Here is a 22,420-nt window from a genome sequence, read left to right as displayed (position 1 = left end):
ATTAAAACGTAAAGGTAACTTTTATACCCGGAATATAAGCATTATTAGCACCCTGCGCATAAACCGGCTGATTAATTATACCCGGGGCTACTTTGAACGACAAATTATTATCCACCGTGTATGAGTGGATGAACTTGGCATCGATATAAGCATCAATAGCCTGAATACCCCATACAGCTAAAAAGCCCAGTATGCTCAAATCACGGTTACGCCTTGAATTTTCACGGGCATCGCTCAAGTTGGCATCAGGCACGTCTTTATAAAGGTTATATTCTGTATAGTAAGGGTCGCCGGGATTAGGAGGAGTACCCTGGCGGTATCTTGATAATGTTAAATATTCTTTGTAATAATGCTGATTATATATAATGGCCGAGGTTAGCAAACCTAAACCTCCGTAAATTAACGGCACTTTCCACCATCTGTGGTTGTAAACCTGACCCCAACCAGGTATCATCAATGAATGCATTACTGCTTTATGCGGGATATGGGTACTATCGGGATGATAGATCTTTTCTTTGGCAGGATCAATTTTGGGAGCAAATGAGCCTGACGGGGTTTTAACAGGATGCTTTACTTTCAGCGTATCACTTTTTTTACTCCCCGTACTATCAACTACCTGAGCCTGTGCGGCAGAAATAAAAAAAGCCGATACAACTAAAAAAAACAGGAATTTATACATTTTTTAAATTAACAATTACCAATCAAGCATTTCAAGGATGCGGCCAAGGTCATCTTCCGAAAGGAAAGGGATCTCGATAACACCGCTTCCACGGCTACCAACTTTTAGTTTTACCCTTGTACTAAATTTTGAAGCCAGGTCATCCTGGATCTTCTGCAACTGATATGATACCGGCTCGGGCTGTTTGCCTTCCTTTTTTACCGGCGACTTTTGCATCTCTCTTACCAGTTCTTCAACCTTACGAACGGATAAACCTTCCTTTATGATATGCTGATGTATAAATAATTGTTTGGCAGGATCGGTTAGCGTTAAAATAGCTTTGGCATGCCCCATTGAAAGCTCGCCATCACGAATGGAGGCCTGGATAACCGGCGGCAACCTTAACAAACGAAGGTAGTTGGTCACCGTTGAGCGGTTTTTGCTTACTCTATCGCCCAGTTCTTCCTGCTTCAGGTTACATTCTTCAATCATGCGCTGAAAACTCAGGGCAACCTCAATTGCATTCAGGTTTTCGCGCTGAATGTTCTCGATAAGTGCCATCTCCAGCATTTGCTGATCATTGGCGGTGCGCACATAAGCCGGGATCTGGGTTAGGCCGGCCAGCTTTGATGCCCGAAAACGACGCTCGCCTGATATCAGCTGATATTTATGTGCCCCAATTTTCCTGAGCGTTATCGGCTGAATTAAACCCTGCAGCTTGATCGATTCTGAAAGCTCGGCCAGTGCCTGCTCATCAAAATCGGTACGGGGCTGAAACGGGTTAACCTCAATTTCGGCCAGTTTTATTTCATTAACCGAGCCAAGGTCATTTACCTCGGCAGGGCTTGCTGTTTCTCTACTTCTGTTTTGGTATGGTTGTACGTTAGGCGTGTCGTTTAATAGCGCACTCAGTCCCTTTCCCAGGGCATTTCTCTTTTCACCACTCATTTACTATACTGTTGCTGTAGCTGTTGCCTGTTCACCCTTAACCAACCCGTTTTTTTCCAGAATTTCGCGGGCAAGGTTTAAATAATTTATTGCACCCTTACAGGTAGCATCATGCATAATTACCGATACGCCAAAGCTCGGGGCCTCGCTTAAACGGGTATTACGCTGTATAATGGTATCAAAAACCATGTCTTCAAAATGGGTCCTAACTTCATCAACCACCTGATTGCTCAAACGCAAACGCACATCGTACATGGTTAACAAAATACCTTCAATCTCCAGTTGCGGGTTAAGGCGCGATTGAACTATTTTAATGGTATTTAACAATTTGCCCAAACCTTCCAACGCGAAATACTCGCACTGTACCGGTACAATTACCGAATCGGCAGCGGTTAAAGCGTTAATGGTGATCAAACCTAATGACGGCGAACAATCGATAATAATAAAATCATATTCATCCCTCACTTTTTCAAATACCTGTTTCATTTTAAACTCGCGGCCGGTTAAATTGATCATTTCAATTTCGGCACCTACCAGGTCAATATGTGCGGGTAATAAATCAAGATTAGGAGTTTCAGTTTTCTGAATGGCCTCATGAGGATCAACCTCATTGATGATACATTCGTAAATACTGTTTTTTATATTGCGGGGATCGAAACCGATGCCCGAAGTTGAATTAGCCTGCGGGTCGGCGTCAACCAACAAGGTTTTATAATCTAATACAGCTAAACTTGCAGCCAGATTTATAGATGATGTAGTTTTCCCTACGCCGCCTTTCTGGTTGGCTAAAGCAATAATTTTACTCATTCTATAGTTTAAAAAAATTTATAGTTCTGTGATTTATAACAACGTTAAATAGAAACAGAAATTTCTACTTTCGTAAAGTTTTTATCCGGTGATAAAGATACGGAATTAAATAATGTAGAATTCCACAGCTTTTGCCTATTTACAAACAATATTGATCAAATTAGTGAATTATCAGTGCGGCAATTAATAAATATTATTACTTAACCATATTTATTACTAAAGCATTCATTAACAAAATATTAAAAATTATTCAGCAACGATATTACTAATCAGATCAGTCAGCAATTTACTAATAATAAATGATAACCATAATATCGTCAACCAACAGACTGGGAAGCTCAACGCTCAAACTTGCTAAGGTTTATCAGCAAAAACTGCAGGAAAAGGGTGTTGAAGCAGGCATCTTGTCACTTGCACAGCTGCCCCCAAACATTATTGAAACCGACCTCTACAACAAACGCAGCGCAGCATTTGAGCCTATTCAACAAATAGTTACCAATACGGATAAATTCATATTCCTTATCCCCGAATATAACGGCAGCTTTCCGGGTGTACTTAAGGTTTTCATTGATGCGTGTAGCTTCCCCGAAAGTTTTTATGATAAAAAAGCGGCGCTGGTAGGCTTATCATCGGGCAAATATGGTAATATCCGCGGGGTTGACCATTTTACCGGCGTTTGCCATTACCTGCACCTCAACATTATGGCGCTTAAATTACACATAGCGGCCATACACAAAGAGTTTGATGAAGAAGGGAACTTATTTAAGCCCGATACCATAAAATTTGTAAACGAGCAGATAGAAAAGATCATTAAGTTTTGATTTTAGCTTGAACTACCTGTTGGATTGTTTCGGGCACAAGTATCGCAGTTAATGATAACAGGAAAAGAAGCAATTATAATTAGCTTCAGTGTAACTTAGGCCTATAATATAATTAATTTGCTTTAGGGTTTGCGCATTCTGCTTTTAACTTTATAAATCAGCGCACAATAAGCACCCACCCCGACAATAATGGTGCATTGTTTTTAAGATCGATTACATAGTAATAAGTACCTGGAGGCAAAACATGTCCTTTATAGGCACCATTCCAGGGTTTATCGTAACCTGTTGAGGTATATACTTTTTGCCCGCTGCGGCTAAAGACATTCATGGTGTTTTTGGGATAGGTTGATAAAGCTTCGATATCCCAGTAATCATTTAAACCATCTCCATTGGGCGAAAACGTTGATGGGATAACGATTTTTTTATAAACCCGCACAAAAACTGAGGCATTAACATATCCGCAACCAATACCTGATGAGGCTTTCAGGGTATAAGTAACATCATCGGTAGGGCTGGCGACAGGATTCAGTTTGGTAGGATCGTCGAGTCCACCCGCGGGGCTCCATAAATAAGTATCGGCATATTTTGCCTCGGCATCCAATACTACCGATTGCCCTTCAAAGATTTTTTTCTGCGGACTTATACTTGCTTCGGGAGTGGGCATAACTGTTACAGTTACTGTTTGGGTTGCAGTACAATCCCCATTGCTTGTCACTGTTACTGTATAAGTGGTTGTTTCGGTTGGCATGGCAGTAGGGTTTGCCGCAGTTGGATCAGACAATCCTGTAACCGGCGACCAGCTATAGCTTTTGGCATTAGGCGTAGTTTCATTGAGAATGATTAGGTCGCCCTTACAAATTGGAGCTGGGGTTAGAACAGGTATAACGGGTTTTAAGTTAACAGTTACTGTAACTTTATCTGATAAAGTAGGACAATCACCAGCCGAGAACACAGTAACCTGATAATCGCCATTAGCAGCAACAGTGGCATTGTCAATTACCAGAGGATTTTGAGCTTTATTATTAGCGGTAACGCCCGGCCCGGTCCATTCATACCTGATTGCTCCCGGCGTTGCCGTAAGTATAAGCGCATCCCCCTCGCACACCGGCGCAGCGGTTATAACAGGTTTGTCCAGGTAATCGTTAACCGTTACAGTCCGCACATCCGAATAAACACGACAAGTTGACGAATTAATATTATCCCCCTCGGCAGCAGCCATCCTATACTGATAAATGCCCACCGGTTTATCTGAACCAAACTGAAATGAATAGCTGAGATTTGTCGCTCCGGGTATATTTGTCCAGCTACCGCCACCATCAGTACTGCTTTGCCATTGTACTTTAGGGTTGCTATAGCCGTTATTCAGATCGGCAATAAGTTTATAGTTTTGCACCTGCCCCTTGCAGACATTTTGCGGTTCGGTGTTGTCAACATTTGTAAATCCAACTTTAATGTTAGGTCCGCAAGCCCTGAATTCAATATCATCAAGCAATAAGTCATTTCCATAGCCCCCCGGGCCATTATTGCTAATTTCCAATACAATTTTTGTAACACCTGCACCTGTTGAAAATGGCACACTATATTTAACCCATTCCGGATTTGCGGTAGGTTGTATGGTGTTTGTATCATACTCCGCTAAAACTGTTCCGTCGGTTTTTTTTATGGTAAACAATAAATCGGGCTGCACGGTATTTGCATTACTTGATGAAAGCTTGAATAAATTAAGTACATATGCCGAGAACTCATAGGTTGTATTTTCGCAAAGGTTAAGATCTTTTGTTTCGGTAAAGAAAATGCTTGGCGCGTATGACGCGTTTACGAGCATCATGTATCCGCCGGCGTTGCCTGTATGGTCATGATTTACCGTATGCCAGGTATCATGACAGCCGGTTTGGCTGCTTACAATGGAATATTGACCGTCGTTGGCGCAGTCTGGGACGTAGGTCATGCTCGTAATGTCCGACGATAAAGGGCCTCCAATAGTATTAACTCCCGATCCGAAATCAAGTTTTACTACCGGGTCGCCGTAACTACCATTACAAATAGCCGTTTTCACTTTATCTTTTGGAAAAGTAAAAGCAAACAAGATCAATAGAAATAATTTAATGAAATTAAAAGGCATTAACCGGTTGAAGGATATAAACATCGAACCATCAAAAATATATTTTTTTGGTTACCCCGGCGTATAAAAGCAATTAAATCATGAATATATTAATCACTGCAAAACAGCCACTTATCCTAAACAATCTTTATTCACCAAAAGTTAACTATTAGTATACAAAAGCCTGATAATATGAAAAACAAGCTAATCATATTTCTTTGTGTTGCAGATGTCATGCTTATGGTCTGCAAGCACAAAAAAGGCTGTTACGCCCGGCTCCGGTTGAGCGCTGGCTAAGGGCTTTTTCTTAATGCCCCTTTCAGGTGGTTAAGAGTTTCTACTCTTTCTCATAATCCTTATGTACAATCAAGAAACTCGCACGCTCTTCCTTATGAAAAGGAATATTCCAATTACCCTGGTAGGTAATTTTTGCAGGTAGCGTTTCGCCCTGGAAATTATTAAGCTCGATGTTCATCTGCACATTAAAATCAAAGAACATGTTGCTGAATTTCATATCGATATACCGGCCAAGGATCTGAAAGGTACGCTCATCAAAAATGGTGGTCATTTCCTTGATCATGGTATCGCTGTCGGATGTGCTCGGCTTGCACCTCACCTTAAAGCGGTAAACAGGGATGGTGTCGAGGTATTTACCACGCGCAAATTCGTAATAATAATACTGGCGCATATCGTCAGAGAAAATTTCCGTCTTGCTGCTGATGAAGGGGATCCCGCTTACCTTACGGCCCGGCGTAAAGATCAGCGTTTTGAGTTTGCTTTTGTATGATTCATTTTTACCTCCCGAACCCGGCAGGGCATCCCCCTTGGTAAAATCGGAATTATACGCGTTCATGAAAATAAAATCGAACATCTCAACCGTATACAACTGGTACTTGCCGTTCTTTTTGTAAACGTCACCGCTGTCCTTTTTAGCAACGTATTCTATTTTATGTTTACCGGCTGCGTTGCTGTGGAGTATTTTACGGTAGATCCGCCCGTTTACCCGGTTCTTGCTGTCGTAAGTAAAAATTCGGTTTTCAGCAGTAAAGCCAAAGCCTTTCATATTCTGGAAGGCCTTATAAAAACCGGTATCGGCCAATACGGCATCTATGAAATCCTGCGCATTGAGTTTATGTGAGCGGATATCAACCAATGAATCGATAACAATAGTACGGATAGTATCAGGGTTAAAGCGATTGATTTGCTGAGCTTTGGTGAAAAGGCTTGCGCCTATAAGGATAAGCAGTAGGAATAGTTTCTTCATTAAACAATCAACTTATTGTGTAGATACGCGTCGGATGGCGAATCATGGAGACATCGGCGGTAAATGGGAAGGCCTGTCAGTCTGAGCCTGTCGAAGACTCGCGCGGAGAGGCCAACCCACCATGCTTCGACTTGCTACCCATGACACCCTTTTTTATAGTTATAAAAATTGATTTCCGTGACTAAAACTAATCTCTAATCACCAACCTCTAATCTCTTGAAATTAGTTACCTAACTGTTTAACCGCCAAATAAGCCATCAAACCGGTACTTATTTTAAATGCATCTTCTTCCACGTCAAAAGTAGGTGTGTGCACAGATGAAGTTATTCCCCGGGCTTCGTTACGGGTACCGAGGCGGTAGAAACAGCTGCTGGCAGCCTGCGAGTAATAAGCAAAATCTTCGGCAGCCATCCAAATATCCAAGTCGAGCACATTTTCTTTCCCCAGGTAAGCTTCGGCATGGCCGCGGGTGGCATGGGTTAATTTTTCTTCGTTAATCAGGAACGGATAACCACGCATGATATTAAAATCGCAGCTTCCGCCCATGCTTTCGGCAATGCCTTCGGCCATTTTCTTCATGCGTTTGTGAGCTTCTTCGCGCCATTTCTCATCCATGGTGCGGAAAGTACCTTCCAGGTAAACCTCGTTCGGGATCACGTTGGTAGCTCCATTGGCTATCACCTTGCCAAATGATAATACCGAAGGGCTTTTAGGATCGGCAAAACGGCTCACCACCTGCTGTAGCGCGGTTAATATATGTGCAGTAATGATAACCGGATCGATATTTTGCTGCGGCTGAGCACCGTGACCGCCTTTACCTTTAACAGTAACATAAAGTTCATCAGTTGAGGCCATATATTTACCTGCACGAAAACCTACTTTACCGGCATCAATCAAAGGCATTACATGCTGGCCCAATACGGCAGCCGGTTTTGGGTTTTCCAAAACGCCCTCCTTAATCATGAGGCTGGCACCGCCGGGCAGTTTCTCTTCGGCCGGTTGAAAGATTAGTTTAACGGTGCCTGCAAACTGACTTTTCAATTCGGTTAATATTTTAGCTGTACCTAATAATGATGATGTGTGCGCATCGTGGCCGCAGGCATGCATCACGCCCGGGTTTTGCGATTTATACGGAACATCATTGGCTTCCAATATCGGAAGCGCATCCATATCGGCACGCAATGCAACCACATTGCCGGCGTCCGACGGTTTTTCGCCTTTAATGAGGGCTACCAAACCTGTATCAGCCATCTTATGGTATTCCAGGCCAAGCTCTTCAAGCTTGTTGGCTACAAAAACCGAGGTTTGCAATTCATGAAATGAAAGCTCCGGGTTGGCATGCAGGTGACGGCGGTTAGCCACTACCTCATTGAATATTTTTGCGGATAATTCCTGTATTTGCTCTTTAATCATTATTAGGATCCGTTTTAGGAAGATTTATTTTTTCGGAAATGATGAATATGCTCGAAAACGACGAGCGCAGCTCCTGTACCAGTTTTTCGGCTTCAAGCCGGGTACGGAAATCGCCTGCCTTTACCTTAAAGTTGGGCTCGCGGTAACTGATGTAAGTACGCAGTTCGGGATACTGCTGCTGCAACCGATTTTGCGCGTTGTAGGCATCCTTGCGGTTTGAGTCACTGAAGAACTGTACGCGGTAACCATAGGATGAATAACCGGCGGCATCGGTACCTGCTGTACTGTTCAGCGTAAATCTTTTAGCTATCAGGCTGTCAACCAGCGGATCTTTGATCACTTCAACCTTGCCGCGCGTTTGGGCAAAGGTTTGGGTTGACGCAAGGAATAATAAAACAAAAAAGCAGTATCTGATAACGGCTGGTTTAGCTTGATGATCAAATACTGCTTTTTTCATTCTTTTTATTTTTTAATAAATGTTGTCATGCCGAACTTGTTTCGGCCCCCCACGAGCATGGTTGGCATCATGCTGGCAACTTATCCTATGGGATCCCGAAACAAGTTCGGGATGACATTTTCAAAGGCTTAATTCTGCCCTACACCGTGGCAGTTTTTGTATTTTTTACCGCTACCGCAAGGGCAAGGGTCATTACGGCCAATTTTATTTTCAACCCTTACCGGGGTGATCTTTTGCGGCTCCTGCGGAAAATCATCCATCGGCACACCGTTGCTTTCGTTTACAACTTCAGCCTTGGTGGTTTTCATTTTGCGCAGGTCCATTTTTGGTTCGGGCTTTGCTTCCCTTACCTCTTCGGCCTGTTGCTGAACCGGGATGCCACCGCGGAACAGGAAGCTTACAATTTCCTTATTCACATTGGCCAGCATGCCGCGGAATAATTCAAAGGCCTCAAACTTGTAAACCAACAGTGGGTCCTTTTGTTCGTAAACCGCGTTTTGTACCGATTGTTTTAACTCGTCCATTTCGCGCAGGTGCTCTTTCCAGGCATCGTCGATCAGGTACAGGGTAACGTTTTTCTCGAAAGATTTAAATACCTCGTGACCGTGGTTTTCAACTGCTTTTTTAAGTGGAACAGCCACCTGAATACCGTGGATCCCGTCGCTGAACGGAACAACAATGTTTTCAACATACTGGCCGCGGGTTTCATAAACGTCTTTAATAACCGGGTAAGCCTGTTGTGCAACTGCTTCCTGTTTACGTTTATAAAAATCCATTACCGTTTGGAAGGTCAGATCAGTTAACGCCGGAATTGTTTTTGCAGTAAATTCCTCAGCGCTAAGCTCAATATCAACCGAGAACAAACGGATCACTTCTAAGGTAAAGCCTTCGTAGTTGGCACTTTCTTTATATTCGGTAACAATGTCCTCAACCACATCAAAAATGGTGTTGCTCAGGTCAACATCCAAACGCTCACCAAATAGGGCGTTTTTACGTTTGGTGTAGATCACCGTACGCTGTGAGTTCATCACGTCGTCATATTCCAGCAAACGTTTACGAATGCCGAAGTTATTCTCTTCCACTTTTTTCTGTGCACGCTCAATTGATTTGGAGATCATGGAGTGTTGGATCACTTCTCCTTCTTCAATACCCATACGTACCATTAAGCTTGAGATCCGCTCTGATCCGAATAAACGCATCAGGTTATCCTCTAACGATACGAAGAACTGTGAAGAGCCCGGGTCACCCTGACGACCAGAACGACCGCGCAACTGCCTGTCAACACGGCGCGATTCGTGACGCTCGGTACCCACAATGGCTAAACCACCGGCTTCTTTAACACCAGGGCCCAATTTAATATCCGTACCACGACCAGCCATGTTGGTAGCAATAGTCACAGTGCCGGCTTTACCAGCTTCGGCCACAATATCGGCCTCTTTCTGGTGCATTTTGGCATTCAGTACGTTATGTTTGATACCGCGCAGTTTAAGCATACGGCTCAATAACTCCGAGATCTCAACCGACGTTGTACCAACCAGTACCGGGCGACCAGCCTGAGTAAGACTAACAATTTCCTCGGCCACCGCATTGTATTTTTCACGTACAGTACGGTAAACAAGGTCTTGCTTGTCATCACGGGTAATTGGGGTGTTGGTTGGTATTTCAACCACATCCAGTTTGTAGATCTCCCAAAACTCGCCTGCTTCGGTAACCGCAGTACCGGTCATACCGCAAAGCTTATGGTACATCCTGAAGTAGTTTTGCAGGGTAATGGTTGCAAAAGTTTGGGTAGCATCCTCAACTTTTACGTTTTCCTTAGCCTCAATAGCCTGGTGTAAGCCATCAGAGTAACGGCGGCCGTCCAATACACGACCGGTTTGCTCGTCAACTATCTTTACCTTGCCTTCGTCAAGAATGTATTCGGTATCTTTTTCAAAAAGGGTATAAGCTTTCAGTAACTGGTTAACCGAATGGATACGTTCAGATTTGATCGAGAAATCGCGCATCAATTCGTCTTTACGGGCAATCTTTTCTTCAGCGCTTAAGGATGATTTTTCGATCTCGGCAATTTCGGTACCTACGTCAGGCATCACAAAAAAGTGAGGATCTTCGCCGGATGCGGTGATCAGTTCAATACCTTTTTCAGAAAGTTCAACCTGGTTGTTCTTTTCATCAATAACGAAGAATAATTCAGAGTCAACTTTTGGCATTTCTTTTCCCTGATCCTGCATATAGTGATTTTCTACTTTTTGCAGGATGGTACGGTTACCACCTTCGCTCAAAAATTTGATTAATGCTTTGCTTTTTGGCAAACCACGGAAGGCACGTAACAAGGCTAAGCCACCACCATCAACATCAGTATTACCATCGTTAATCGCTTTCTTAGCTTCGTTCAATACGCTGTTAACATAGTTTTTCTGCGCATTTACCAGGCGCTCAATACGTGGCTTCAACTCGTAAAACTCATGCTCATCACCACGTGGTATAGGGCCTGATATAATTAAAGGTGTACGGGCATCGTCAATTAAAACGGAGTCAACCTCATCCACCATGGCATAGTGCAATTTGCGTTGTACCAGCTCTTCCGGGCTGCGTGTCATATTGTCACGCAGGTAATCGAAACCAAATTCGTTGTTGGTACCAAAAGTAATATCGGCCAAATAAGCGGCACGGCGCTGCTCAGAGTTTGGTTCATGTTTGTCGATGCAATCAACAGATAAACCGTGGAATTCATACAACGGGCCCATCCACTCACTATCTCGTCGGGCCAGGTAATCGTTCACCGTTACGATGTGAACACCTTGTCCGGCCAAAGCGTTAAGATATGCAGGCAGCGTGGCCACCAGCGTTTTACCTTCACCTGTGGCCATTTCCGATATTTTACCCTGGTGCAGTACGGTACCGCCAATCAGCTGTACATCATAATGAACCATGTTCCAGGTAACCTCATTGCCGGCTGCTATCCAGGTGCTGCTATGAAAAGCTTTATCGCCTTTAATAGTTACATTTGGTTTGCGGGCAGCAAGCTGGCGGTCAAACTCGGTAGCGGTAACTTCTAATGAACTATTGGCAGCCAGGCGGCTTGCTGTTTCTTTAACTACAGCAAATGCCTCGGGCAATATATTCATCAATATATCTTCAAGCTCTTTATTACGGTCTTTTTCAAGCTTATCAAGCTGAGTATAAAGCTCAACTTTTTCGGCTACATCCATATCAAGCTCGTTTTCTGTACGATCTTTGATGGCTTGTATCTCACTGTCGATACCAGAAAGGCCTTCGGCAATGGTTTCTTTAAAATATATGGTCTTAGCCCTAAGCTCATCATTACTCAGGGAGCCAAGCTTAGCATATTCAGCCTTAATTTTCTCAACTATAGGCTGTATACTTTTTACATCCCGTTCTGATTTGCTTCCGAAAAGCTTACTGATAAAATTTAACATATTATTTTATTATGATACAACCCGGTTCAACAATTGCGCCATAGCAGCCGTTAGAGCCAAATTGACAGGCAAATGTAAGATTTTGTGCCGAATGCCGAAAGGATAATGCTTTAAACCGTTATGCGTGGATGTAAGATTGACATTACGGTGTTTGTATTTGTTATTGCCTGACTCAGAATTTGCAGAATTAGAGGATTTACAGAATGATACCTGAACCTGAATTTATAGATTTATATAAAAAGCTAAAAGCGGAATGCACAAAGCATAAAGCTTAAGACTTTATAATTAGAATACTTAGCAAATCCGATAAACCCCTTAATCCGTTTAATTTAGGTTCAGAAGCTCACACCCCGTTGTCGTGAGGGCACGACAACGGGGTAAAAACTGATCTTTCTTTAATCACTAACCCCTCTATTCCGTTTTCAAACTTTTTACCGGGTTCATTGAAGCTGCTTTTATACTTTGATAACTTACGGTAAGCAGCGTTATGGCGATAGCTCCTATTGCGGTGAGGCCAAATATCCACCATGATAAATCGGCCCGGTATTTATAATCCTGTAGCCAGCCCTGCATAAAGTAATAAGCTGTTGGTATAGCTATCAATAATGATACCGATACCAGGAGCACAAATTCCTTCGACATTAATTGCCATAGGCTGAATATTGAAGCACCCAGCACTTTGCGTACACCGATCTCCTTAGTACGTTGTTCGGCCATGAATGATGCCATGCCAAACAAGCCCATGCAGCTGATAAAAATGGCAAGCAGCGTAAAGAAGCCGGCCAGCTTGCCAATGCGTTCTTCATTGCTAAACTTGCGGGCATATTCTTCGTCGGTAAATTTATATTCAAAAGGGGTACCGGGCGCATATTTTTTAAACATGGCTTCAATTTCGGCCAATGCGTCATGCGCGCTCATTTTAGGGTTAAGGCGGATATCAAGCAGGCTAAAATCATTTTTATCCAACAAGAATAACGATGGCTTAACCGGCTCATATGGCGACGACATCACCATATCTTTGATTACACCTATGATCTTAAACTTCTTAAACCAATCTACCGTTTCGCCAACCGGGTGCTTAAAGTTCATAAACCTGGCGGCCGACTCATTGACGATAATACCCAGCGAATCGGCAAGATTATTCTTTTCAAAATCACGGCCGTCAACAATTTTCCACTGGGCTACTTTTCCAAACTCGGGGCTAATAGTTATTGTACCAAAATCATCCTGTAAGCCCGCTGGCTTATCCCGCCAGTTAAGGCCGCTGTTATTTGAATAAACGCCTGTAAGCGGACTGCCTGACTCAGCCATTTCAATAATAGCGCCGGATTTAAGCAGATCGGTCCTTACCGCTTCAAAATGCTTATGGATCTCGTTCGTGCGCATGTCCATCTGCACAAGGCCCGTGCGTTCATACCCAATAGGCCTGTTCTTGGTAAACTGCACCTGCCTGAAAACAATGGTGGTACCAATGATTAGTGTAACCGATACCGTAAACTGCACTACAACAAGCACCTTACGTGGGATAGCGGCAAAACGTCCGGCCTTAAAAGTACCTTTAAGCACCTTAACCGGTTGAAACGACGACAGGTAAAACGCAGGGTAACTTCCCGCTATTAAGCCTGTAAAGATGCTGAAACCCAATCCCATCAACCAAAATACAACATTGCCCCAAAGCACATGCATTGTTTTATCGGCAACGGTATTAAACCAGGGCAATGTAAGCTGTACCAGCAATATAGAAACTCCAAAAGCAAACACGGCGATCATGAGCGATTCAATAAAAAACTGGCTGATAAGCTGGCTCCTTAACGACCCTACCGTTTTGCGGATCCCTACTTCCTTGGCCCGTTTCTCACTCCGGGCGGTACTCAGGTTCATGAAATTGATGCAGGCCAGCAGCAGCACAAACACACCGATGATGCCAAACATCCATACAAATTTGATATCGCCGCCGGTATTAAACCCACCTTTAAACTCCGAGTACAGGTGCCATTTGCTCATGGGATGTAAGAAAACCGCAGCCTTAAAACTCACGCCCACATTATCGCCCTGGGCTTTAAGACCATCAAGTTTTACATTCCTGATCTCTGCCGATACCTTATCCAGATTGACACCCGGTTTTAGCTGAGCGAAGATTTGCCAGGAATTATTGCCCCAGCGCGTACGGGCATTTTTTAACCAGGGCATCGTAGTCATGTACAGATCCCATGGGGCAACAAAACCAAGATCCCGGAAATTGCTGTTATGCGGTATATCCTCATACACTCCCGTTACCTTAACATTCCACTCGTTATCAATTTTAATGGTCTTGAGCATAGGGTCGGCATCGCCAAAAAGCGCTTTAGCCAATGATGCAGAAAGCATAATAGATGAAGGATCTGCCAGGCCGGAACGTGTGCCTTTCAGCATTTTGAGGCTAAGCAGGTCAGGTGCTTCGGCCTGCATGTAGTTCCCTTGTTTGGTGAGCTTTTTATCACCATAAGCCATAATATGCGTATCCGTCCAGGTTGAAAGCACTACATATTTAAAGTCATGCTTAAAATCATCCCGGAGTTTATACCCGAGCGGCATAGGCATGGCTGTTTGCGCATCGGTAACACCATTAAATGTTTGATTTTGCCACACCTGCACAATACGGTCATAATTGTCAAAACTCTTATTGTATGATAACTCGTCCCAGATCCAGAGGCCAATGAGTACAGCTACCGCCATCCCTACCGAAAGGCCTGTAATATTGATAAGCGTATGTGCCTTGTTCTTAACAAGGTTTCGCCACGCAACGGTTAAATAGTTTTTAAACATTTACCCCTCCTAACCTCCCCAAAGGGGAGGGATCTTTAATTTGATTATTAATTTATTAGCCCTCTCCTTTGGAGAGGGTTGGGTGAGGTCTTACTCACTCCTCAAATTTTTCACCGGGTTAGCCAGCGCTGCTTTTATGGCGTGATAGCTAACCGTTAATAAAGTTATTACAATAGCTCCCGCACCCGATGCAGCAAAGATCCACCAGGTTATGGCTGATCTATACTCGTACCTGTGCAGCCAGTTGTTCATGTAATAATAAGCAGCAGGTATCGCTATAAACAGCGAAATAGTAACCAATACTACAAATTCTGTCGAAAGCAATCGCCACAGGTTGGCTACCGACGCTCCCAATACTTTGCGCACCCCTATCTCCTTGATACGCTGTTCGGCAACAAATGAAGCCAGGCCGAATAAGCCAAGGCACGATATAAATATAGCCAGCACCGCAAATATGGTAGCGAGGTTCCCGATCCGCTGTTCGTCCGAAAACTTGCTCGCGTATTCGTCATCATTAAATTTAAAATCAAACGGGCTGCCGGGGTTATATTTTTTGAACACCGGTTCTATCTTTTTTAAAGCCTCCTGCATGGGCATGGTTGGTTTAACCCTCAGCGTTATGAAATTAACCCAGCCCGGTAACATCATAAATACCGTAGCTACAGTTTTTTTGTAAGGCGATTCCATCACCATATCCTTCACCACGCCCGTAACAACATGATCCTGTTTGTTCCACCTGATCACTTTGCCCACCGGGTTTTTAATACCACTCATTTTCACTGCCGATTCGTTGAGGATAAAGGCACCGGTATCTGTTGGGAAGTTTCTTGAAAAATCGCGGCCCTGGATAATTTTCCAGCCTACAGTATGCCCAAAATCATAAGTTATAGCAACGGTACCAAAAGTGGGGTCGAAGCCTGCGGGCTTGCCCTCCCAATCGAAACCTCCGTTATTTGCCCAAATCTCTGTAGTAGTACTGTTTGATTCGGCCATATCCTCAACCGCGCCGGTTTGGATCAGGTCGTTACGCATGGTTTCATAATGGCCGTAAATTTCAGGAGTCTTCATTTCGATAGAAAGCAAGCCCGCACGTGAATAACCAACCGGCCTGTCTTTAGCATACTGGATTTGCCTGAACACAACTATAGTACCGATAATCAGCGCTATGGATACCGTAAACTGCACAACAACCAAAACCTTCCGCGGCAGAGACGCAAAACGGCCGACCTTGAAAGTGCCCTTTAAAACCTTCACCGGCTCAAATGATGAAAGGTAAAATGCCGGATAACTGCCTGCTATGACACCTGTAAATAAGGTAAAACCCAAAGCCAGGAGCCAAAACCAAACATTGCCAAATGGCATACCTATTTGTTTATCGGCAATATGATTAAATGATGGCAGCGCTATCAAAACTATACCCAGTGTAACTACCAGCGCCAAACAGGCAAATATTACCGATTCGCTCAAAAACTGATTGATGAGCTGTGAGCGCATGGAGCCGATAGACTTTCTGATCCCCACTTCCTTAGCACGTTTCTCACTTCGGGCGGTACTCAGGTTCATGAAATTGATACAGGCCAGTAACAATACAAATACCCCGATAATACCAAACAGCCAAACCATTTCAATAAGTCCACCAACAGGTTTGCTGTTTTTAAAATCGCTGTACAGGTGCCATTTGCTCATGGGGTGCACCTGTATACTTTCATCATTCATCTTAAAGTGCGGCTTGGTAATGTTCCTGATCTTAGCCGATACTTTATCAAAATCCACGTTATCGGCCAGCTGAACAAACAATGAGCAGCCATGATTGTCCCATGCTCCCGTTTGCGTGCTCCACCAATTGTTTTTATTAAAAAAAGGCATCAGGAACTTTGTTTCATAAAATGAAGTATTGCGTGGCAGGTCTTCATATACGCCGATAACTTTTAAGTTTGTTTTATTATCAGCTTTGATAGTTTTATTGACCGGGTCGGCATTGCCAAACAGCGCTTTGGCAATTGATTGAGATATAACTATTGATGAAGGATCCCTAAACTCGGTATAACTGCCTTTTACCATTTTCAATGCAAGCATGGCCGGCAAATCACCCTCGGCCCAGGCCCCAATTTGTGATATCTTTTTATCACCTACCGAAAGAATATGCGCCCCACCCCAAAAAAGCGAAGTATGTTTAAAATCGCTGGCATACTTAGTGCGCAATTCGGCACTCAGCGGCACCACGGTCGATCGAAAAGTAGGCGTTTCTCCGTTTGCCGTTTGTGTAACCATAATCTGCCCCATGCGGTTGTAGGTGCTATGGTACTTATCAAACGATAGCTCGTCCCAGATCCAAAGACCGATAAGCATGGCCACTGCCATCCCCACCGATAAACCCGCAATGTTAATAAAGGCATGCACCTTGTTTTTAACAATATTACGGAACGCGATTTTGATGTAATTCTTTAACATGATTATAGTTCATTGGTTCACTTGTTTATTAGTTCATTGGTGCCTATCATTTAATCATTGCCGGAGGATAACCGCATGCTAAGCAAATAGGCTCTGTATAGTATGCGGTTGCTTCATCGCTCTTCACAATGAGATAAAATATTATTTCTTAACTCCGAAATCGAACATCCGAAATCCGATATCAAATTATTCCGACCTCAAACTTTTTATCGGGTTGATCAGCGCTGCTTTAATACTTTGGAAACTTACAGTTGCCAGCGCTATCAAAATAATTAACGTGCCCGATAGTCCAAACATCCACCATTGTACCTGTGTACGGTAAGCATAACCCTGCAGCCATTTTGAAGCAGCATACCAGGCTATTGGTGAAGCAATAAGTAAGGCGATTACTACCAGTAACATAAACTCCGATGATAAAAGCCTGAACAACGAGCCTACACTCGCGCCCAGTACCTTGCGGATGCCTATCTCCTTTACGCGCTGCTCGGCTGTGAACATGGCTAAACCAAGCAAGCCAAGACATGATATAAAGATGGCTAAAAAGGCAAATGCATCTGATAGCTTACCAATTACCTGCTCGTTCTGGTACAACTTCTGGTATTCCTCATCCGAAAAATTATAATTGAACGGGAAGGCCGGATTTAGCTGTTTGCACAACTTTTCCATGCTGGCCAGTGCTTCGCGGGTTTTGCCGGGCTGCGTACGTAACAGGATACTACCATAGTTTTCGTTTTCGGCACATCTTAACACCAATGGCTTAATTTCTTCATGCATGGAGTTAAAATGAAAATCTTTGATTACACCTACAATTTTGCCATGTTTGCCCCAAAAAGTCAGCGGCTGGCCTATTGGGTTTTTATACCCTATCCTTTTCAGCGCGGCTTCGTTAAGAATATAGCCAACAGAATCCGTCGGGAAGTCTTTCGAAAAATCGCGCCCCTGCAGTACTTTGATCTTCATAGTTTTCACAAAATCGTATCCTACCGATGCCTGGGTGAACTGGATATTAACATTAGGGTCCTTACCTATCCAGCCAACACCGCCCGTTCCATTCTGGATATTGGTAGGTGTAGTGGTGATCCGGGTAATTGATTGCACCCCGGGCATTCTCAAAGCCTCTTGCTTAACAGTGCTGTATTTGGCTGTTAAATCACCTTCAAGCGGAATATAAACCAGGTTTTCGCGGTCATACCCTAAATTTTTCGACTGGATAAAATTCATCTGTCCCGATATAACTATAGTACCGGTAATCAGCACAACTGATAGTACAAACTGAAACACCACCAACCCTTTACGGAACAAAGTGGTACCGGAATCAAGCTTCAGCGCTCCTTTGAGCACTTTAACCGGATTGAACGACGACAGGAATAAAGCCGGATAACTCCCCGATACTAAACCTGTTACCAACGTAATTGCCCCAAGTTTGAACCAAAAAGCAGCATCATGAAAGGGCAATTCAATTTGCTTTTGGGTTACCTCGTTAAACAACGGCAACAACAGTACAAGCAATATCAGGGAAACCAAAACCGAAAGTGCGGTAATGAGCATCGACTCGGCAATAAACTGGCCTATTAAAGCCGAACGCACGGCACCTACTACCTTGCGTACCCCAATCTCTTTAGCCCGCTTAACCGAGCGGGCTGTAGTTAAGTTCATGAAGTTGATACAGGCTATCAACAAAATAAACACCGCCACTATGCTGAAAATACGTACATATTCAATACGCCCTCCTACAATTTTTCCATCTTCAAAATTACCCCGCAGGTAAGTATCGCTATAACGCATCATCCCCAGATCGATGATAAAAGTTGATGTTTTACGGTTTGTACCATTATAAGAATCTAAAAAATGAGGGATCTTTTTGGCAAACTTCACCGGGTCGGCATCAGGGCGAAGCATAATAACAGCGGCTGGCCCCTGGTTGCCCCAGTCGCGCGCCCAGGTGTTTTCATCCAAAAAGTTATACCAGTTCATCACAAAATCAAACTTTTGCGAGCTGTTATTCGGCATGTCCTCATATACAGCAGTAACTGTAAAATCTTTAGCGTTTTCATAGCGGATTGTTTTACCAATGGCTGCCTCTGCGCTGCCAAAAAACCGGTTAGCCATTTTACGTGAGATGGACAAGCTCTTTGGGGTATTTAATGCGGTTTTGGCCGAACCCTGAAGCAGTTTATAACTAAAGATGTTAAAATAATCTTCGCCGGCGGAGGTACCGCCAATCTTTAATATTTTATCGCCTACCTGGAAGGTATTCCATTGGTCGAAACCCATATTTGCACCGTACTGTACTTCCGGGAATACTTTTTTCATCTCCTCGGTAGTGCGGCCCGGAGTATTGTAACTACCATGCAGCTTATGGTCGTATTTTTGTAACTCATAAACTGCATAGATCCGTGATCCATTTTTAAACCACGCATCCATATCCAGTTCATTCTGCACCCAAAGCATGATCAGCAGGCTGCACACCAAACCTACCGAAAGCCCCACAGCATTAATAAATGCATGCGTTTTATTACGCAGCAAGTTACGCCAGGCTACTTTTAAATAGTTTTTTATCATATGCTTAGTTCATTTACTTTATATCATTGGGTCATCAGGCCATTAAGTCATTTTTAACTCAATGACCTAATGACGCGAAGCAAATGACGGAATGACTTTCGTCACTCCGCCTTCAAGCTCTTCACAGGGTTCATTCTTGCAGCTTTTATGGCTTGTGTGCTTACCGTTAGCAGGGCTATTACCATAGCCAGCACACCGGCCAGGGCAAACATCCACCATCTTATAGTTACCCGATATTCAAATGCCTGCAGCCATTTGCTCATGCCCCACCATGCTATTGGCGTGGATATTACAAGGGCTATCAGCACCAGTTGTACAAAATCTTTCGACAATAACTGCACAATACCCGTTACACTGGCGCCGAGCACCTTACGTACACCTATTTCCTTACTGCGCTGTTCGGCACTGAAAGCTGCCAGGCCAAACAGGCCAAGGCAGGATATCACTATCGCCATCAGCGTAAAGGCATTAATAATTTGCGACAAGGTAACTTCAGTTTCATACTGCTTTTGCACCTCGGTATCTAAGAAAGAATATTCAAAAGGTGCGTCGGCTATGTCTTTACGCCACAGCGCTTCCATTTTGCCCAGCAGCGATTTATAGTTTTTGCTATCTGTTGATACCACCATCACATTAAACTGTCGCGGATCATTACGGTAAACCAGCATAAACGGCTTTACTTCCATATGCAGGGAGTTGTAATTAAAGTCCTTCATTACCCCGGCCACTTCAACAAAGGTTACCGGGTCCGGATCATATTGGGTATACAATCGTGTACCCGGAGCAGTCTGCGGGTTTAGTCCCAGGCGCTTACATAAGGTTTCATTAATGAGTACCCGGGTAGTATCCCCTATCCGGAAGTCCCGGCCGGCAATTATTTTAATACCATTGGCTTTGGCAAAAAACTCATCGGTATTAATATTTTGTGCATCGATGGCGGTGGTCATATTGCCCCCCGCGGTGTAAACTCCGTGATCATGCGGCACAAACTGGCTCAGGTAATTATCGGCATTGCTTACGGTTTTAACTTCGGCCAATTGCCTTAAATCATTTGCAAAATTTTTCATTTTACTTTGGGTTGTACCGGTATAAAAATTAAAGATGAGCTTTTGATTTTGGTCGAAGCCAAGATCTTTATTCTTTACGAAATTGAGCTGACTGTAAATCACAATAATACCTGTTATAAGTACTATCGACAGCACAAACTGAAACACTACCAATGATTTACGGATCCCTGCTGCCGAAATATGACTGGTAAAATTCCCTTTGATCACCTTGATAGCCTTAAACGCCGACAGGTAAAATGCAGGATAGCTTCCGGCTACAAAACCGGTGACCACAACTATGCCCATCAGCATTAGCCAAAGCCTGTAATTGCTAAAAAACGATAAATGAATATCGGTATGGGTTACCTGATTTAAATATGGTAGCAGCAATACGAGTAATGGTAACGCTATGGCTACGCCCATGAGGGTCAGCATAAACGATTCGCCTAAAAACTGCTTCATCAAATCGCCCTGGCCCGCTCCTATTACCTTGCGTACGCCAACCTCTTTGGCACGTTTGGATGCCCGCGCTGTTGATAGGTTCATGAAGTTGATACAAGCCACTACTTGTATCAGTACAGCTACCAGTATCATAATGTACAGGAATGCAGGATCAAGTGTTTTGGTGAGCTCATGCTCATGTCCTGGCGTTGTATGAATGGTAGTTACAGGCTGCAGGTACAGCGCCTTTTTCATGCCGATGGCCTTCAGTTGGTCGGCACCATATTTATTTAAAAAGTCAGGAAGCTTTTTTTCAAGGGCTGCCGCACTGGCATTAGGGCGCAGCTTTACATAGGCATATAAAAAATTATTACCGGCCCATGCGGTATTTTGCCGTACGTACTGACCTAAGCCGCCACTGTTCATAGCCATAAACATACTCACTTTGATATGCGACTGACCGGCGCTTTCGTCAACAACCCCCGTAACCTTAAAATCGTGTTTGCCGAATGAATTATCGATAGAGATCATTTTCCCTATAGGATCCTCGCTGCCGAAAAGTTTATCAGCAACCGGTTTCATCAATACAAGGCTGTAAGGCTCGGCCAACACTTTATTGGCATTACCGCTAACAAAATGAAAGTTAAACACATCAAAAAAAGTAGAATCGACATAAGCCGCATTCTGTTGATAAAATGATTTTTCTTTGTAGCGTAACAGATGCTGTTTAGCTCCAAAACCTTCGGTTGTTACCAGCCGGGTAAACTGCAAAACCTCGCCAAAATCATTTTTCATGGCCGGCGCTATTGGCGGCGAGCTTGCCGCGCCATCATGCTTATCACCCGTGAGCTCAAGCGTTGTGGTAATACGATAAATATCCTTAACATCTTTATGCTGCTTATCATAGCTATACTGATCCTGCACGTAAAGTAAAATGTACAGGCAGCACAGTGTACCTGTGGCTAATCCTATTATGTTTATCAAACTAAAGGTTTTGTTTTTCAACAAAAACCGCCATGCCGTTTTTAAATAACTTTTAATCATTTTATTAGTTCATTTGTTCAATGGTTCATTATAGTGCTTTCAAACATGTCATTGCGAGCGTAGCGTGGCAATCGCACGGAAGCATCGCCGCTCTGTATAACGTGCGATTGCTTCGTCGTCCCTCCTCGCAATGACATATTTTATATTCCAAAATCAACCTAA

13 protein-coding genes are annotated in these 22,420 nt (G+C 43.6%); 1 reads left to right on the top strand and 12 read right to left on the bottom strand.

What is annotated here, in order from left to right; translation table 11 throughout:
* Position 1: 1 nt before the first annotated feature.
* From ACEN82_RS00960 to ACEN82_RS00950, 3 genes are read right to left on the bottom strand one after another with little or no spacing between them, the layout of a single operon-like run.
* Positions 2-679 carry a DUF5683 domain-containing protein gene (locus tag ACEN82_RS00960; RefSeq protein WP_413319499.1) on the bottom strand — a complete coding sequence of 226 codons (678 nt, stop codon included), beginning with the start codon at positions 677-679 and terminating at the stop codon, positions 2-4.
* A gap of 15 nt (positions 680-694) precedes the next feature.
* On the bottom strand, positions 695-1,606 hold the full coding sequence (locus tag ACEN82_RS00955) for a ParB/RepB/Spo0J family partition protein (RefSeq protein ID WP_091165240.1): 912 nt from the start codon (positions 1,604-1,606) through the stop codon (positions 695-697).
* 3 nt (positions 1,607-1,609) lie between these two features.
* The gene (locus tag ACEN82_RS00950) at positions 1,610-2,413 is read right to left on the bottom strand and encodes a ParA family protein (RefSeq protein ID WP_090529444.1); all 804 of its coding nucleotides are present in this window, start codon (positions 2,411-2,413) and stop codon (positions 1,610-1,612) included.
* 299 nt (positions 2,414-2,712) lie between these two features.
* On the opposite strand from ACEN82_RS00950, the gene ACEN82_RS00945 reads away from it, so the two are divergent.
* Positions 2,713-3,234: an NADPH-dependent FMN reductase gene (locus ACEN82_RS00945; protein ID WP_413319502.1), complete on the top strand. Its 522-nt coding sequence runs from the start codon at positions 2,713-2,715 to the stop codon at positions 3,232-3,234.
* Positions 3,235-3,391: 157 nt separating this feature from the next.
* On the opposite strand, the gene ACEN82_RS00940 is transcribed toward ACEN82_RS00945, so the two are convergent.
* The 9 genes from ACEN82_RS00940 to ACEN82_RS00900 form a co-directional block, all read right to left on the bottom strand.
* Positions 3,392-5,290 carry a T9SS type B sorting domain-containing protein gene (locus ACEN82_RS00940; protein ID WP_413319504.1) on the bottom strand — a complete coding sequence of 633 codons (1,899 nt, stop codon included), beginning with the start codon at positions 5,288-5,290 and terminating at the stop codon, positions 3,392-3,394.
* A gap of 382 nt (positions 5,291-5,672) precedes the next feature.
* Entirely contained in the window at positions 5,673-6,599 is a 927-nt protein-coding gene (locus tag ACEN82_RS00935) for a hypothetical protein (protein ID WP_413319506.1), read from the bottom strand.
* 222 nt (positions 6,600-6,821) lie between these two features.
* Complete coding sequence (locus ACEN82_RS00930; RefSeq protein WP_090529452.1) at positions 6,822-8,012, bottom strand: M20 metallopeptidase family protein; 1,191 nt, start codon at positions 8,010-8,012, stop codon at positions 6,822-6,824.
* Positions 8,005-8,469, bottom strand: a complete 465-nt coding sequence (locus tag ACEN82_RS00925) for an SPOR domain-containing protein (protein ID WP_413319508.1) — start codon at positions 8,467-8,469, stop codon at positions 8,005-8,007. Before ACEN82_RS00925 ends, ACEN82_RS00930 begins: the two co-directional genes overlap by 8 nt.
* 128 nt (positions 8,470-8,597) lie before the next feature.
* Positions 8,598-11,909 carry a preprotein translocase subunit SecA gene (gene secA / locus ACEN82_RS00920; RefSeq protein WP_413319510.1) on the bottom strand — a complete coding sequence of 1,104 codons (3,312 nt, stop codon included), beginning with the start codon at positions 11,907-11,909 and terminating at the stop codon, positions 8,598-8,600.
* A gap of 411 nt (positions 11,910-12,320) precedes the next feature.
* The gene (locus ACEN82_RS00915; RefSeq protein WP_413319512.1) at positions 12,321-14,714 is read right to left on the bottom strand and encodes an ABC transporter permease; all 2,394 of its coding nucleotides are present in this window, start codon (positions 14,712-14,714) and stop codon (positions 12,321-12,323) included.
* 90 nt (positions 14,715-14,804) lie between these two features.
* The gene (locus ACEN82_RS00910; protein WP_413319514.1) at positions 14,805-17,165 is read right to left on the bottom strand and encodes an ABC transporter permease; all 2,361 of its coding nucleotides are present in this window, start codon (positions 17,163-17,165) and stop codon (positions 14,805-14,807) included.
* A gap of 186 nt (positions 17,166-17,351) precedes the next feature.
* On the bottom strand, positions 17,352-19,727 hold the full coding sequence (locus ACEN82_RS00905; protein WP_413319516.1) for an ABC transporter permease: 2,376 nt from the start codon (positions 19,725-19,727) through the stop codon (positions 17,352-17,354).
* A 101-nt stretch (positions 19,728-19,828) separates the two neighbouring features.
* Positions 19,829-22,198 (bottom strand): ABC transporter permease, encoded by a 2,370-nt coding sequence (locus tag ACEN82_RS00900; RefSeq protein WP_413319518.1) that lies wholly within the window; start codon positions 22,196-22,198, stop codon positions 19,829-19,831.
* Positions 22,199-22,420 lie beyond the last annotated feature (222 nt).

The sequence above is a fragment of the Mucilaginibacter sp. Mucisp73 genome, from assembly GCF_059491465.1.
The sequence above is the reverse complement of the archived record's forward strand: the minus strand, read 5'-3'. Positions and strand labels throughout refer to the sequence as shown.

Excerpts from the sequence above, each read along its gene's own strand:
- ACEN82_RS00960 (WP_413319499.1), bottom strand. The coding sequence starts at position 679 with ATGTATAAATTCCTGTTTTTTTTAGTTGTATCGGCTTTTTTTATTTCT.
- secA (WP_413319510.1), bottom strand. The coding sequence starts at position 11,909 with ATGTTAAATTTTATCAGTAAGCTTTTCGGAAGCAAATCAGAACGGGAT.
- ACEN82_RS00950 (WP_090529444.1), bottom strand. The coding sequence starts at position 2,413 with ATGAGTAAAATTATTGCTTTAGCCAACCAGAAAGGCGGCGTAGGGAAA.
- ACEN82_RS00915 (WP_413319512.1), bottom strand. The coding sequence starts at position 14,714 with ATGTTTAAAAACTATTTAACCGTTGCGTGGCGAAACCTTGTTAAGAAC.
- ACEN82_RS00930 (WP_090529452.1), bottom strand. The coding sequence starts at position 8,012 with ATGATTAAAGAGCAAATACAGGAATTATCCGCAAAAATATTCAATGAG.
- ACEN82_RS00935 (WP_413319506.1), bottom strand. The coding sequence starts at position 6,599 with ATGAAGAAACTATTCCTACTGCTTATCCTTATAGGCGCAAGCCTTTTC.
- ACEN82_RS00905 (WP_413319516.1), bottom strand. The coding sequence starts at position 19,727 with ATGATAAAAAACTATTTAAAAGTAGCCTGGCGTAACTTGCTGCGTAAT.
- ACEN82_RS00945 (WP_413319502.1), top strand. The coding sequence starts at position 2,713 with ATGATAACCATAATATCGTCAACCAACAGACTGGGAAGCTCAACGCTC.
- ACEN82_RS00955 (WP_091165240.1), bottom strand. The coding sequence starts at position 1,606 with ATGAGTGGTGAAAAGAGAAATGCCCTGGGAAAGGGACTGAGTGCGCTA.
- ACEN82_RS00925 (WP_413319508.1), bottom strand. The coding sequence starts at position 8,469 with ATGAAAAAAGCAGTATTTGATCATCAAGCTAAACCAGCCGTTATCAGA.
- ACEN82_RS00910 (WP_413319514.1), bottom strand. The coding sequence starts at position 17,165 with ATGTTAAAGAATTACATCAAAATCGCGTTCCGTAATATTGTTAAAAAC.